Origin of the sequence: Roseicyclus sp. (genome assembly GCF_018402035.1) — a bacterium.
GTDB lineage: Bacteria > Pseudomonadota > Alphaproteobacteria > Rhodobacterales > Rhodobacteraceae > Roseicyclus.
This window is the reverse complement of the sequence record NZ_JAGYJN010000001.1, coordinates 567,286-580,031: the sequence shown is the minus strand read 5'-3', so window position 1 is coordinate 580,031 and position 12,746 is coordinate 567,286. Positions and strand designations below refer to the sequence as shown.

12 protein-coding genes are annotated in these 12,746 nt (G+C 60.6%); 7 read left to right on the top strand and 5 right to left on the bottom strand.

Annotated elements, in window-relative coordinates; translation table 11 throughout:
* The first annotated feature begins 44 nt into the window (after positions 1–44).
* From KG698_RS02750 to KG698_RS02735, 4 genes are all read left to right on the top strand, one after another.
* A complete protein-coding gene (locus KG698_RS02750) occupies positions 45–929 on the top strand; it encodes a phosphate/phosphite/phosphonate ABC transporter substrate-binding protein (protein WP_213684011.1) in 885 nt (294 codons plus the stop codon).
* Between the two features lie 91 nt (positions 930–1,020).
* Positions 1,021–1,806 (top strand): phosphonate ABC transporter ATP-binding protein, encoded by a 786-nt coding sequence (locus KG698_RS02745; protein ID WP_213684010.1) that lies wholly within the window; start codon positions 1,021–1,023, stop codon positions 1,804–1,806.
* Entirely contained in the window at positions 1,803–2,594 is a 792-nt protein-coding gene (gene phnE, locus KG698_RS02740; RefSeq protein ID WP_213684009.1) for a phosphonate ABC transporter, permease protein PhnE, read from the top strand. Before KG698_RS02745 ends, phnE begins: the two co-directional genes overlap by 4 nt.
* Positions 2,595–2,780: 186 nt before the next feature.
* The gene (locus tag KG698_RS02735) at positions 2,781–4,139 is read left to right on the top strand and encodes a GntP family permease (RefSeq protein ID WP_213684008.1); all 1,359 of its coding nucleotides are present in this window, start codon (positions 2,781–2,783) and stop codon (positions 4,137–4,139) included.
* 391 nt (positions 4,140–4,530) lie between these two features.
* Here the strand turns inward: KG698_RS02735 and KG698_RS02730 are convergent, their stop codons facing one another.
* On the bottom strand, positions 4,531–6,054 hold the full coding sequence (locus KG698_RS02730; protein ID WP_213684007.1) for a malonyl-CoA synthase: 1,524 nt from the start codon (positions 6,052–6,054) through the stop codon (positions 4,531–4,533).
* A gap of 31 nt (positions 6,055–6,085) precedes the next feature.
* A complete protein-coding gene (locus tag KG698_RS02725; RefSeq protein WP_300982827.1) occupies positions 6,086–6,772 on the bottom strand; it encodes a GntR family transcriptional regulator in 687 nt (228 codons plus the stop codon).
* A gap of 122 nt (positions 6,773–6,894) precedes the next feature.
* Here KG698_RS02725 and KG698_RS02720 point away from each other — a divergent pair, with 122 nt between their 5' ends.
* Genes KG698_RS02720 through KG698_RS02710 form a run of 3 tightly spaced genes read left to right on the top strand, consistent with a single transcriptional unit; the run spans position 6,895 to position 9,410 of the window.
* Complete coding sequence (locus tag KG698_RS02720) at positions 6,895–8,136, top strand: CaiB/BaiF CoA-transferase family protein (RefSeq protein ID WP_213684005.1); 1,242 nt, start codon at positions 6,895–6,897, stop codon at positions 8,134–8,136.
* Positions 8,137–8,157: 21 nt separating this feature from the next.
* Positions 8,158–8,943, top strand: coding sequence for an enoyl-CoA hydratase (locus tag KG698_RS02715; RefSeq protein WP_213684004.1), 786 nt, complete (start codon positions 8,158–8,160; stop codon positions 8,941–8,943).
* A 2-nt stretch (positions 8,944–8,945) separates the two neighbouring features.
* Positions 8,946–9,410 (top strand): PaaI family thioesterase, encoded by a 465-nt coding sequence (locus tag KG698_RS02710; RefSeq protein WP_213684003.1) that lies wholly within the window; start codon positions 8,946–8,948, stop codon positions 9,408–9,410.
* A 209-nt stretch (positions 9,411–9,619) separates the two neighbouring features.
* Here the strand turns inward: KG698_RS02710 and KG698_RS02705 are convergent, their stop codons facing one another.
* Genes KG698_RS02705 through KG698_RS02695 form a run of 3 tightly spaced genes read right to left on the bottom strand, consistent with a single transcriptional unit; the run spans position 9,620 to position 12,683 of the window.
* Positions 9,620–10,642, bottom strand: a complete 1,023-nt coding sequence (locus KG698_RS02705; protein ID WP_213684002.1) for an Ldh family oxidoreductase — start codon at positions 10,640–10,642, stop codon at positions 9,620–9,622.
* Positions 10,643–10,645: 3 nt separating this feature from the next.
* Positions 10,646–12,169, bottom strand: a complete 1,524-nt coding sequence (locus tag KG698_RS02700) for a tripartite tricarboxylate transporter permease (RefSeq protein WP_213684001.1) — start codon at positions 12,167–12,169, stop codon at positions 10,646–10,648.
* A 40-nt stretch (positions 12,170–12,209) separates the two neighbouring features.
* The gene (locus KG698_RS02695; RefSeq protein ID WP_213684000.1) at positions 12,210–12,683 is read right to left on the bottom strand and encodes a tripartite tricarboxylate transporter TctB family protein; all 474 of its coding nucleotides are present in this window, start codon (positions 12,681–12,683) and stop codon (positions 12,210–12,212) included.
* Between the last annotated feature and the right edge of the window lie 63 nt (positions 12,684–12,746).

Sequence of the window (12,746 nt, the reverse complement as noted above, 5' to 3'; positions counted from 1 at the left end):
TTGTTGATAGGCTTCTCGAAATTGGAAAACAGGAGACCCAAGTTATGACCGTATCGAATCGTTTTGTTGTATCGGCAGCCGTGATTGCAGCTCTTTTTGCTGGTTCCGCATCCGCCCAGTCCGTGGCAGATGCATGCCCCGCGCCGCTGCGCATGGCCGATACCGGCATCGAAGGCATGGGTGATCTGACCGAGGCTTTCGGCCCCTTCGCTGAAACCTTCGAGGGGCTGACCGGGGTTGAGCTCGCACTTTACTCGTTGTCCAACCGCACTGCTGCTGGCACTGCGCTTCAGTTTGACGAGGTTGAGTTTGTTTTCGCTGGGCCGTCCGAGTTCGTGCTGTTCCAGCAATTGGCTGAGATGGATATCCTGTTCTCGATCGTGCGCCCGCACTACGGCTCTAGCTTTGTCGTGAAGGCCGATAGCGATATCCAAACGCTGGCCGATCTGGCCGGTCGCCGTGTCGCCCTCAAGGATGTCGGCTCTACCTCGGGGCATATCTTCCCGATGATGCTGATGGCAGAAGCTGGTCTCGACCCCGAGAATGATGTTGAGATCATCATGGCAGGCGATGCGCGCATTCAGGTGCTGATCAATGGCGATGTTGATGCAATGGGCGGCGGCAACAAGGATTGGGATGCCGTGCGCAAGCAAGACCCGAACACGGAATACCGTCTGCTGGCTCAGACCGACACCCTGCCCGGCGACCCAGTTGTGATGCGCGCCAGCCTTCCGCAAGAATGCCGCGACGCGTTGCGCACCACACTGGCCGAGCATGCGGACGTCTTGTGGGAAAGCCTGACCTCGACCGAGCGCAACGCCGACAAGTTCATCGAACGCGACGCCTACATGTCCTTTGAGACCGATCCCGCGATCTATGATGTGGTGCGCATGGCCTATGAAGTTGCAGGCATCGCGCTGGACGATTGATCCATAATCTTTGTTAATGTCGGGCGGCCATCCCGTTTGGGGTGGCCGTCCGTGCTTATTTTGAACGCCTTGCCGAGGCACGGAGTATCTGATGACATCAGCGATTTGTTGTACGGAACTGCGCGTTAGCTATGGTCAGCTAGAGGTCTTGCGCGGCGTGACCTTCGATATCCCTGTCGGACAGGGGGTGGTTCTGCTCGGTGCCAATGGCTGCGGAAAATCTACCTTGATGCGTAGCCTGAACGGGCTGGAGAAGCTGCAATCAGGCCGTATCTTGATCCATGGTGACAGCCTTGCAGACGCCTCTCGGGGGGAGTTGCGCCGCATTCGGCGTGGCATGGGCTACGTGTTTCAGCAATTCAACCTCGTGCCGCAATTGAGTGCCTTTCAGAATGTGCTTCTTGGAGCAATGGGGCGGCATCGTTTTGGTCTGTTATCTTGCCTCGGAATGACCGCATCGGCCCAAGAACGCGCGCGCGCTATGGCATGCCTTGAGCGTGTGGGCATGGCCGACCGCGCACAGCATCGGCCATCTCAGCTGTCGGGGGGGCAGCAGCAACGCGTCGCCATCGCGCGTATGCTGATGCAGGCCCCAAAGGTTGTGATCGCGGACGAACCTATCGCAAGCCTTGACCCCAAAGCCGGGCGTGAGGTGCTGGACCTCCTTTGGCAGATCGTGCGCGAAGAGGGGCTGAGCATGCTTTGCACATTGCACCAATTGGATTTGGCCCGCGAATACGCAGATCGCATCATCGGCATGAAAGCGGGACAGGTCGCCATCGACGCCGCCATCGCGGACACCGACCCTGTGCAATTGAACGCGCTTTACACCGGCATGACCCGCGTTGACGCCAAGGGAGAGGAAGACGCCGCATGACTGAGAACACCCGCATACCTCCCCGATTTCGCGCGCCCTCGGCCCTGACATGGGTGCTGGTTGTGGGCTTTGCAGCCTTCTTCATTCAAGGCGTGGTTGCATCCGAGATATCCTTTGACCGTTTGGTGCGCGGCGCAAGCAATCTTGTGCGCTTCATCGGTCAGGCTGTGCCGCCCGATTTCGCGCGTGCGCCCAACATCGCGGATGCTATGTGGGAAACGCTCAACATCGCAGTGGTCGGCGTCACATTCGGATGCCTGTTCTCAATTCCTCTGGCGCTGCTGGCAGCGCGCAATACTGCACCGAATGCGGTGGTTCGCACCGTGGCGCGCTTTGTGATTTCCGTATCGCGCACGATCCCTGATCTGATCTGGGCATTGATTTTCGTGGTTACCGTCGGGCTTGGGCCGCTTGCAGGTATTCTTGCGATCATCATGGACACGATCGGTTTCGCCGCACGCTTCTATTCCGAGCGGTTCGAAGAGGTTCAGAAAGGCCCGTCCGAGGCGTTGACATCGACGGGTGCAGGCCGCTTGTCGGTGATCTTTGGTGCCATCTTGCCCGAGAGCTTTGCATCTATGACGGCGACGTCACTGTTCAGCGTCGAGAAGGCGATCCGCTCGGCTGTGACGCTTGGACTTGTGGGGGCCGGCGGGATCGGTGTGGAGTTGTCTACCGCAATGCGCCTGTTCCGCTACGATCAGGCCGCAGCGATCATCCTCGTCATTCTGGTGGTCGTGGTGGTTTTCGAACAGATCTCGTCGAGCATCCGAAAACGGATCATCTGACGGGCGAATAACACGGATCAAACGCAGATGTCATGTGCTGCTGCGAAGGGTCGCTTTGTGCAAAGCGCGCCCAAAGCACGGCGGACTTGGCCTTATCGACCTGACCAACGCTTGCCCAAGCTGCCCTATGCGGGCTTGAAAAGCTGCCCGTCTGCGTCCACGCTGCGGCGCAGCAGGGGAGTTTCAATGTCCGTCATTCTGATCTTGATTGCTCTTGCCCTGCTGATCGTGGGGGCCTGGGCTGGGCTGTCGGTTCTGGTGCTAGCCCCGCTTCTGGCGGCCCTTGCGGCGCTCATCTCCGGCATGCCGGTCTTGGCGGCCTATACCCAAATCTTCATGGAAGCGGCCGGTGGCTTTGTGGTGGCCTTTTTTCCGCTGTTCCTGCTGGGAGCGTTGTTTGGCAAGGTAATGGAGGCATCCGGCGCGGCCGAGAGGTTGGCGCGGGCCATTTCGACGGCTGTGGGGCCGTCGAATGCCATGCTGGCGGTGGTGCTGGCCTGTGCAATGCTGACCTATGGCGGGGTATCTCTTTTCGTGGTGGCCTTTGCTGCATGGCCGCTGGCGCGGGCTCTTTTCGCCCAGACCGCGCTGCCCGCACGGCTGATCCCGGCGACCATTGCACTTGGGGCTTTCACTTTTACAATGACGGCACTGCCGGGTACGCCCTCGATCCAGAACGCGATCCCGATGGCGACCTTCGGCACCACGCCCTTTGCAGCACCCGGATTGGGGGTTATCGCGGGGGCGGTGATGCTGACGCTTGGTTTGGGATGGCTTCGCTACCGCGCGCGGGCATTGGTGGGGGATGCACCGCCGGACGCACCGCACAATCCGCCAGGCGATTGTACCCTGCCGCTCTGGGTGGCGCTGACGCCGATCTTGTCGGTGGGGATCGTCACGCTGGCGATGGGCGTTCTAGTCCTGCCCGCGCTCGAGACTGGATACCTTGCCCTTCCGCTTTACGGTGCAACCGATCTGTCGCGGGTCGGCGGTATGTGGTCGGTGATCGCGGCGCTGTCTGTTGCGCTCGTGCTTGCGCTATCCCTCAGCAGGCCGCCTCGGCTGGCAGAGACGCTGAACACGGGCGCGACCTCGGCGCTTTTGCCACTGTTCAACACGGCGAGCCTTGTGGGATTCGGCGCTGTCATCGCAAGCTTGCCGGGGTTCGAGGTGCTGCGCCAAAGCCTCGATGGTTTGGCGGGGGGGCATGTCGTGATCTCGGCGGCTCTTGCCTCGGGGACGCTGGCTGGGATCACCGGCTCGGCCTCCGGGGGAATGTCGATCGCGCTGGATGCTTTGGGGCCTTCGCTTATGCAAGGGGCGATAGCGCAGGGCGTGGACCCCGCGCTGTTGCACAGGGTCGTTTCGGTGGCGACGGGCGGGCTGGACACCTTGCCCCATAATGGCGCGGTTATCACGCTGCTGGGTATCTGCGGCATGACCCACCGTCAGGCATACGGAGATATCTTCATGGTTGCCGTTCTGGGCCCAACCGTGGCCTGTGCGATCATCATCGCGTTGGGGATAGTGTTTGGCAATTTTTGAAAAAGCGACGTTTTTCCAAGTGTAGCCGGAGGCAAACGCATGCGATGTCAGCATAGGTTTAACTCTCATGCCCCTGATGTCGCATCGACCATCTGCTTTGAGGAGAACGCGGTAGAGTTTGAAGGGCGCAAATTTCGTATTTTCCAATAATCGCGGCTTGATAATCCATCAAACAGAGATTGATAGAAATACCCAACAGCCCCCCGCCGAAGGCGGCTATTTTTTAACGCCAACCTACGGTTTCAAATCAACTTTCCCGTTCTCATCTTCTGCGGCCAAGGTGCGCCATTTTGCTCTTTTGGTGCGCTGCCGCCCATCAGGTTACTTGAGCGCGTGGTTTGACTATGCGTCTTTTGGGCTGCGTGCTGGCTTTCGGCTGCCGCGTCGCGTTTCAGCCTGCTTTGGGCTGAAACGTCATGGCGTAGCGTGCGCGCAATTCGTTTTTCTGTACTTTCCCCATGGTGTTGCGGGGCAGGGCGTCGATGATCTCGATCTTTTTGGGGCGCTTGAAGCCTGCAAGCTCGGCGCGTGCGGCAGCATCAATGGCATCAAGATCGATGGACCCTTCGGATTGCGCGACCAAGATCGCCACGACGGTTTCACCGAAATCAGGGTGCGGCGCGCCCACCACGGCGCTTTCCTTTACGCCGGGTTGGCCATCGAGGAAAATCTCGATCTCCTTGGGGTAGATATTATAGCCGCCCGAGATGATCAGATCCTTGCCGCGCCCGACGATGGTGACATAGCCATCGGCGTCGATCAGGGCCAGATCGCCGGTGATGAACCAGCCATCGGGCAGCAATTCCTCGCGGGTTTTCTCGGGCATGCGCCAATAGCCTTTGAACACATTGGGGCCGCGCACATGTAGCACACCGATTTCACCCGTGGACAGCTCGGCCTGTGTTTCGGGGTCGCATACGCGCACCTCAACACCAGGAAGGGGGTGGCCCACGGTGCCGGCGCGCCGGTCGCCATCATAGGGGTTCGAGGTATTCATCGAGGTTTCGGTCATGCCGTAGCGTTCAAGGATGCGGTGCCCCGTACGGTCGAAAAAGCTGCGATGGGTTTCGGCCAAAAGCGGGGCCGAGCCAGAGATGAACAGCCGCATATGCCCCACCAGATCACGGTCAAAGCGCGGGTCATCAAGAAGCCTTGTGTAGAATGTCGGCACACCCATCATGGTCGTGGCCTGTGGCAAGCGCGCCAGCACGGTTTCCAGATCGAATTTCGGCAAGAAGATCATCGCGCCGCCCGCAAGCAGCATCACATTGGTGGCCACGAATAGCCCATGGCTGTGAAAAATCGGCAGCGCATGCAAAAGCACATCCCTAGCGCTGAAGCGCCAGCAATCGAGCAGTGATTGGGCGTTCGACAAGAGGTTTTCTTGCGTCAGCATCGCCCCCTTAGAGCGCCCGGTGGTGCCCGATGTATAAAGCAGGGCCGCCAGATCATCGGCCTTGCGGGGTGCGGCGCGAAAGCCTGTGGGCTGGGTTGCGACGAGATCGGACAAGCTGCCGCTGCCATCGCCGCCGAGCGTGCGAAGCTGCGCACCCGCCGCCGCCGCGATGGGGGCCATGGCCTCTGCCTCGGTCGGGTTGCACACGAACAGGGCCGCTTCGCTGTCGCCCACGAAATATTCCAATTCCTTGGGCGTATAGGCGGTGTTGAGCGGCAAGAACACGACACCTGCCTTGATGCAGGCCGCATAAAGCGCCAGCGCTTGGGGTGATTTCTCGATATGCACGGCCACCCGGTCACCCGGCACCAGCCCAAGGGCCACCAAGGCATGTGCGGTCTGATCGGTCAGATCCAGAAACGCGCCATGGCTGAGTGTGCTACCATCAGGCAAATGCAGGAAGGGGGTGGTTTTGCCCTCATGCGGGGCGAAAAGTGCATCGTAAAGCGGGTTCGTCATGCCAAATCCTTGGGTCTTGCGTGTTAACGCCTTAGGCGTCGCTATTGGATTGCGGTTCAGCCAGCGTCATGTAGCGGCCGAAGCCGCTGGTGATGTGATCAAAGGCCGCGCGCCGTGCGGCATCTTCATCGCCCGAGGCGATGGCAGCCGTGATCGCCTCATGCTCGGCAATCGACTCGGCCACATTGGTGACCAGCGACAGGCCACGCCGCCGAAACTGGTGCATCTCGCGCACCAGATTGTCATAAGTCACCTTGGCCTTGGGGTTACCCGAGGCGGCCAGTAGCATGTCGTGAAACTCGATATTCAGCGCGTAGTATTTGGCCGTGTCGCCATGGGCGTAGGCATTGCGCATCTGTTCAAGATTGCGCTCAAGCTGGGTGATCAGCCGCGCCTCTATTCCTTCGCGCAGACGCCGCGCCGCAGCCGCACAGGCCATGGCAAAGATCGCGCCGCGCAGATCGTACAGATTGCGCGCCTCGGCCAGCGTTGTCTTATGGACAAATGCGCCGCGATTGGCGATCAAATCGATCAGACCACTATCGGCCAAGGATCGGATCGCTTCGCGCACGGTGCCGCGGCTTACGCCCATGGCATTGGACAGCGAAAGCTCGTTGAGCTTTTCACCCGCCGCCAGATCGCCGCTGACGATCATGCGCTCAATCTCGCCGCGCACCTCGCCGGCAAGCGTCGCGCGTTGCAGTCCAATTGTCTTCATAGGTTTCACCATGTTGCCACCTCAACCGCCGATGATGTTTTTGTCAACATTTAACATTTTTATTGTCAAGCACCGCCTCATCACATACATGATTACCTGGGGTTGCACCACGGGGAGGACGTATGACATCGCCTGTAAACCAGCACAGCGCAAACGCTGACAACAAGGCCGAAAATGCCACATCGGCACCCGTGGCCAGCGCAGCGCTCAAGGGGTTGCGCGTCCTTGATCTGACGCGTGTCCGCTCCGGCCCGACCTGCGTGCGCCAATTGGCCGACTGGGGGGCTGATGTCATCAAGATCGAAGCACCCGTGGACGAGGCGCAGTTTGGCGGCCCGCGCCATGGCCCCGATTTCCAGAACCTGCATCGCAACAAGCGGTCGCTTACCATCGATCTGAAATCACCGGCGGGTGTGGCGGCGTTCAGGCGGCTGGCCGATACGGCCGATATCATCGTCGAGAATTTCCGCCCCGGCGTGAAAAAGCGTTTGGGCATCGATTACAATACCTTGTCGATGACCAATCCGCGGTTGATCTATGCCTCCATCTCGGGCTTTGGGCAGGATGGGCCGCTGGCTGACCGCCCCGGCTTTGACCAGATCGCGCAAGGGATGGGCGGGCTTATGTCCATCACCGGCGAGCCAGGCACCGGCCCGATGCGCGTCGGCATCCCGATTGCCGATCTTTGCGCCGGGCTTTTCGCCGCGCAAGGCATCTTGATCGCACTCTATGAGCGTCAGCACTCGGGCCATGGGCAATGGGTGCAGACATCGCTTTTGCAAGCGCAGGTCTTCATGCTTGATTTTCAGGCCGCGCGCTTCTTGATGGATGGCGATATTCCGAAACAGGCGGGCAATAACCACCCGACCACCATTCCCACGGGCGTGTTCAAGACCAGCGATGGCCATATGAATATCGCAGTGACCGGCAACCAGATCTGGCAGAAATTCTGCGAAAGCATGGGCCGCGCCGATTGGATCGAAGATACGCGTTACATCAACGCCGCCGCCCGGTCACAAAATCGCGCCGCACTCAACGCCGAGATCGAGGCGATCACGCTGACCGATACGACGGCGGCTTGGATCGACAAGTTCAATGATGCCGGTGTGCCAGCCGGTGAGATCAACGATATCGGTCAGGTGTTTTCCAACCCGCAAGTGCGCCATTTGGGCCTTGCCCAGCCGGTTGTCAGCCAAGAGCGCGGCGCGACCGAGTTGGTGGGCCAACCCATCATCATGAGCCGCACCCCCAGCACCATCGCCGCCCCGCCACCGCTGGCCGGCCAGCACACCGCCGATATCCTGACCGAGATCGGCTATTCCGAAGCAGAGATCGCCGCGATGAAAGCCTCCGGCGCAATCTGAGATCCAAGGGACACCCAAGATATGACCGACAAGATCCTGACCGAGCAGCATGGCGATATCGCCCGCATCATTTTCAACCAGCCCGAAAAGCGCAACGCCGTCTCGCTCGAGATGTGGGAGGCGGTCGAGGCTGCCGTGACCCGCTTTCAGGCCGATGCAAGCGTACGCATCCTGATCTTGTCGGGTGCAGGCGGCAAAGCCTTTGTCTCGGGTGCCGACATCTCGAAATTCGAGAGCGAACGCGCCAGCGAAGAGGCAGTGGCCCATTACAACGCCACCACCAAGCGCGTCTATGACATGGTCGAGGCTTTCCCCAAGCCCACTATCGCCCAGATTGACGGGTTCTGCATTGGCGGCGGCATGGCCTTGGCGCTGTGCTGTGATCTGCGCATCTGCGGCGCGGGGGCCAATTTCGCGGTGCCTGCGGCCAAGCTGGGTCTGGGATATGGTTATTACGGCATCAAGCGTTTGGTCGATGTGGTCGGCCCGTCATTCGCCAAAGAGATTTTCTATACCGCCCGCCGTTTCGACGCCGAAGAGGCCCGCGTGATGGGTCTGGTCAACCGGGTCGTGCCCGATGATCAGGTCGCCCAAGTGGCTGAAGAGACCGCGCGCATGATCGCGGAGAACGCGCCGATGACGGTGGGGTCGGTGAAGTTCATCGTCGGCCAAACCGTCGCCCCCGAAAGCGCGCGCGATCTGGCGGGCTGCGAGGCGCGCGTGAAGGCCTGTTTCGACAGCCAAGATTACATCGAGGGCCGCCGCGCCTTCATGGAAAAGCGCAAGCCGAACTTCATCGGCGCGTGAGCATGGCATCGGGAGCCGCTCGTATTGATGTGGTTGAGGCGCGCAAGCGCCTCGATCACGCGCTCGACGATCATGAACAGGCCTTTGAGCGGTTCTTTTATGCGCGCTTTCTTGGCCTGTCTTTCACCTATCTGCCTGAAGCGGCTGGCGATCTGGATAAAGATGTCTGCCGCGTGACCTTCGCAGTGACGGACATGCTCAAAAACCCCCAAGGTGTGCTGCATGGCGGTGTCATGGCCTCGGCCATGGATATTTCCATGGGCCATTTGGTGGCCAAGGTCGCAGGCCCCGGTGCCACGATCGAGATGAAGGTGCAGTTCATGCGCCCGGTCGCGGGCGGGCTTGTCACCTGCGAGGGGCGCTTTACCAAGCGTGGGCGCGCCATATCCTTCATGGAAAGCCATCTTTATGACGCGGATGGCAAGCTGGCCGCACATGCGACGGCCACGTGGAAAATGCCGGGGTAAGGTCAAGGGGTTATCGGGGATGATCCCCGATGCACCCGTTCATGGCGTCGGCATCGGGTGATCCGGGCATAGTGCGCACCGCAAAAGCCGCCATATCGCCTTTGACCGGCAGTGCGTGGGAGGGCGAAAAACCCGGGTTTTTCGCGTGGGAAAACCCGGGTTTTCCCGCCCTCAGGTTTGGCCCTTGCGGTTGATTTCAACAGGTCGCGTTATCGCGCTAAATACTTCAATTCGTCCAGCAAGCTGGGGGAAACGTCGATCCCTTCCGCCCTTGCCTTGTGCAGCGCTGCAATCGCGCGCGTGCCGGGCAGGCGCGGGGCAGGGCCGTCTTGCAAGGGCGGCGTCGCTGCATGGATCGCGGCCGCCTCCTTGATCCGCGCGCTCAGATCTTGTGGGCCAACTAACCGGCCCGCATCGATCAGCAAAATCATCTGCCCCAAACCCGGCTGGGCGGCGGGGTCGAGATGGGTATCGGGAATTTCCGATAACATCGCAGCCCCGGCAAGACCTGCGGCCAAAAGATCGAGGCTGACGGCAAGGGCCGCGCCCTTGGGTCCGCCGATGGCTTGCATCAACCCGCCCATCGCGGCCTTGGCATCGGTGGTGGGCTGGCCTTGGGCATCTGTGGCCCAAGTCTCGGGGATGGGGTGGTCGCGCATGGCAGCATCGCGCACGCGCGAGCGCGCGGCCACCGACAGCGCCATATCCAAGATCACATGGCCGCCGTTCACATCGGGAATGGCCAGACCCAAGGGTGCATTGCCCACGCGCGCCGCACGCCCACCGGGCGGTGCCATCATCGGCGCGGTATTCGTGGTGATGATCGCGGCAAAACCCTGCTCCGCGGCCAGCCATAACAGCGGGGCGAGCGCGCCCAGATGGGTGGCGCGGCGGATGAAGCTACCGGCAAGACCTGTCTCGCGCGCGGCCTGCATCGTGATGCGCAGCGCTGACATGGCCACGCCTGCGCCCAAGCCCGCATCGGCATCGATCAGCCTTAACGCAGGGGCAGGGGCGCTGATCTTGATCTGCGCGCCTGCGTTCATCCCACCCGCCGCCAAGCGCCCGACATAAGCAGCCACCCGGCCCATCCCGTGCGAGGTGATACCCATCATCTCGGTCAAGACCAGCGCATGCGCCGCATCCTCGGCTAAATCCGGCGCGCTGACACCGGCCAAAAGAAAGGCGCGGGCAACGAGCGCCCGCGCCTCCATCTCATCCAGACGCGGCATGGCCTAGCCTTTGGCCTTGCTGCTTGTTTTTGCGCGCCCTCCATAGCGGCCCATCAGTGGCAAAAGCACCAAGAGCGCAATGGTCAGCGCAATGATCGAGAGCGAGGCGGTCCGCTCGAAGAAGATATCGAACGACCCGCGCGAGATGGTCATGGTTTGGCGCAGCGCTTGCTCGGCCAACGGCCCCAACACCAGCGCCAGCACCAAGGCGGCGGGCGAAAACCCATACATCCGCATGAAAAAGCCCACGATGGATGCCGCCAACATCAGCCAAACCTCGATAAAGCTGGCGTTCACGGTAAAGGTGCCGAGCGCACAGATGACCACGATGCAAGGGCCGAGCAGGCGATAAGGCACTTTCACGATCAGCACGAAAAGCGGGATGGCAAAGATGTTGATCGCCAAAAGAATGATGTTGCCCAGATACATCGAGGCGATCAGCCCCCAAGCCAACTCGGTGTTTTGCTCCATGAACAGCGGGCCGGGCCGCAATCCCCACAGCATGAAGGCTGCAAGCAAAACCGCCGTCGAGGCAGAACCGGGAATGCCAAGCGTCAATAGCGGCACCATCGCACCCGACGAGGCGGCGTTGTTGGCCGTTTCAGGGGCCACAAGCCCTGCCATTTCGCCCTTGCCGAAGTTCTCGGGCGTTTTCGACAGCGAGCGTTCGGCCGAGTAGGCCATGAGCGAGGCGATGGTCGCACCCGCGCCGGGGATCACACCCACGACAAAGCCAAGGATCGAACCGCGCACCATCGTCCAGCGGGTCGAGAGGAAATCATGCGCCGTGGGCCAAAAGCGCGTTTCCTTGCGATAGTCGACCAAGGTGCCTTCGCCCGCGCGGTGCATGCCGGTGTAAAAAGCGTAAAACAGCTCACCCAGACCAAACAGGCCAATCGCGATGGGGATGAAATAGATCCCGCCAATCAACTCGGCCGAGCCAAAGGTATAGCGGCCCTGTCCGGTCTCCAGATCGACGCCGACCGTGCCAAGCGCCAGACCGATCAACGCCGAGATCACGCCCAGTTTCCAGTTCGAGCCGATCATCACGATCAAGGTCATCAACCCCATCATGGCCAGCAAGAAATACTCTGGCGGTCCAAAGCTGCGCGAGACTTGGCTGAACATCGGCGCCAGAACGGTGATCATCAAAACACCCACCGTCCCCCCCACAAAGGAGGCGACAGCCTGCATCACCAAGGCCGGGCCAGCGCGGCCTTTCTTTGCCAAGGGATAGCCATCGAAGGTCGATGCAACCGTGGCGCTTTCGCCCGGTGTGTTGAGCAAGATGGAGGTGATCGTGCCGCCATACATCGACCCGTAATAGATCGCGGCCAGCATCATAATGGCGCCCACCGGGTCCATGCCAAAGGTCAGCGGCAACAAGATCGCCAGACCCGCCGAAGGGCCAAAGCCGGGGATCACGCCGACAATCATCCCCACAACCGCGCCGATCAACAGATACAGCATGTTCATGGGCGTGATGGCAACTGATAGCCCCAGCACGAGATCAGAAAAAATGTCCATTCTTGGCTCCCTCAGACGGTCGGCGTTACGGCCTTCGCGTTTAGAACGGCAAATTGAAAAGGGCGGGGGGCATGTTCGCGTTCAGTAAGCGATCAAATGCCAGATAGACCGCGCTTGGAAAGATGATCGCGACAGCTGTGTTTTGCAGGTGCCGCTGCGGGTTGAAGATAAACAGCGCAAGCCCAAGATAGACCACGGTCGAGATGTAGCCGCCAAACAGGCGCAACAACACGCCATAGCCCAAGACCAGCAGCAACAGCACAATGACATCGCGCCAAAGCCCAGAGGGGGCGTCATCAGCGCCCGGTGCGCCGCCCGCTGCCATGGCGCGGCGGTCGCGCAGCGCATCCACAATCGCCCAAAGCGTCATGACGATCATGCCGCCCCCGACAAGGCGGGGAAAAAAGCCCGGCCCAATCCGGCCCGTGCGGGTCAGAAAGGTTAGGTCGAAAAAGGCGATGTAGCTGTAAAATATGGCCCCGCTCAGCAGAGCGAGTAGGAAAACGATGCGCATGTCCACCCCGATGATCAAGTAAATTGGGCCGGGCGCAAGGGTGCGCCCGGCCCGTAATGCGGG

Coding starts and splice junctions, on each gene's coding strand:
- KG698_RS02750 (WP_213684011.1), top strand. CDS start 45: ATGACCGTATCGAATCGTTTTGTTGTATCGGCAGCCGTGATTGCAGCT.
- KG698_RS02745 (WP_213684010.1), top strand. CDS start 1,021: ATGACATCAGCGATTTGTTGTACGGAACTGCGCGTTAGCTATGGTCAG.
- phnE (WP_213684009.1), top strand. CDS start 1,803: ATGACTGAGAACACCCGCATACCTCCCCGATTTCGCGCGCCCTCGGCC.
- KG698_RS02735 (WP_213684008.1), top strand. CDS start 2,781: ATGTCCGTCATTCTGATCTTGATTGCTCTTGCCCTGCTGATCGTGGGG.
- KG698_RS02730 (WP_213684007.1), bottom strand. CDS start 6,054: ATGACGAACCCGCTTTACGATGCACTTTTCGCCCCGCATGAGGGCAAA.
- KG698_RS02725 (WP_300982827.1), bottom strand. CDS start 6,772: ATGAAGACAATTGGACTGCAACGCGCGACGCTTGCCGGCGAGGTGCGC.
- KG698_RS02720 (WP_213684005.1), top strand. CDS start 6,895: ATGACATCGCCTGTAAACCAGCACAGCGCAAACGCTGACAACAAGGCC.
- KG698_RS02715 (WP_213684004.1), top strand. CDS start 8,158: ATGACCGACAAGATCCTGACCGAGCAGCATGGCGATATCGCCCGCATC.
- KG698_RS02710 (WP_213684003.1), top strand. CDS start 8,946: ATGGCATCGGGAGCCGCTCGTATTGATGTGGTTGAGGCGCGCAAGCGC.
- KG698_RS02705 (WP_213684002.1), bottom strand. CDS start 10,642: ATGCCGCGTCTGGATGAGATGGAGGCGCGGGCGCTCGTTGCCCGCGCC.
- KG698_RS02700 (WP_213684001.1), bottom strand. CDS start 12,169: ATGGACATTTTTTCTGATCTCGTGCTGGGGCTATCAGTTGCCATCACG.
- KG698_RS02695 (WP_213684000.1), bottom strand. CDS start 12,683: ATGCGCATCGTTTTCCTACTCGCTCTGCTGAGCGGGGCCATATTTTAC.